1 protein-coding gene is annotated in these 884 nt (G+C 71.3%); it reads left to right on the top strand.

Going from position 1 to position 884, the window contains the following annotated elements; all coding sequences use genetic code 11:
* On the top strand, positions 1-884 hold an 884-nt coding region (locus tag ACLEQD_RS44430), incomplete at both ends, for a condensation domain-containing protein (protein ID WP_410391935.1).

The following is an 884-nucleotide window of genomic DNA, read 5'->3' on the forward strand; positions in this document are numbered from 1 at the left end:
ACGGGGGAGCTGCCGCTGTCCTTCGCGCAGCAGCGCCTGTGGTTCATTGATCAGCTCGTCCCTGGCGCCTCCACCTACAACATCCCGTCCATCCTCCGCCTGGATGGCGAGCTGCACGTCGAGGCCCTGCGCCAGAGCCTCACCGAGCTGGTCCGCCGCCACGAGGCCCTGCGCACCACCTTCCCCTCTCGCCAGGGCCAGCCCTTCCAGCGCATCGCTTCCCCCAGCGACCTGCTCCTGCCCACGGTGGACCTCACCCACCTGGGTGAGTCCGCCCTCGACGAGGCCCGGCGCCTGGCGTCCACCGAGGCCCAGCGTCCCTTCGACCTGGCCTCCGGTCCTCTCGTGCGCGCGCTGCTGCTGAAGCTCGCTCCCACCGAGCACGTGCTCGTCTTCACCCTGCACCACATCGTCTCCGACGGCTGGTCCCGTGGCGTCCTCGTCCGCGAGGTGGCCGCGCTCTACCAGGCCTTCTCCGACGGCCGGCCCTCGCCCCTGCCCGAGCTGCCCGTCCAGTACGCCGACTACGCCCTCTGGCAGCGCTCCTGGCTGCACGGTGACGTCCTGGAGACCCAGCTCTCCTACTGGCGTCAGCGCCTCGCGGACGCAGCGCCCCTGGAGCTGCCCACGGACTTCCCGCGCCCCGCCGTGCAGTCGTCCCACGGTGGCATGCAGCCGCTGCGGCTGCCCTTGCCGCTCGCGGGTGCGCTCAAGGCCCTGGCCCAGCGTGAGGCGGTCACACCGTTCATGCTCCTGCTGGCGGCCTTCCAGGTGCTCCTCTCGCGCTACTCCGGCCAGGAGGACATCAGCGTCGGCACGCCCATCGCGGGCCGCACCCACGCGGAGACGGAGAGCCTCATCGGCTTCTTCGTCAACACGCTCGT

This window comes from Corallococcus sp. 4LFB (assembly GCF_046520365.1).
GTDB lineage: Bacteria > Myxococcota > Myxococcia > Myxococcales > Myxococcaceae > Corallococcus > Corallococcus caeni.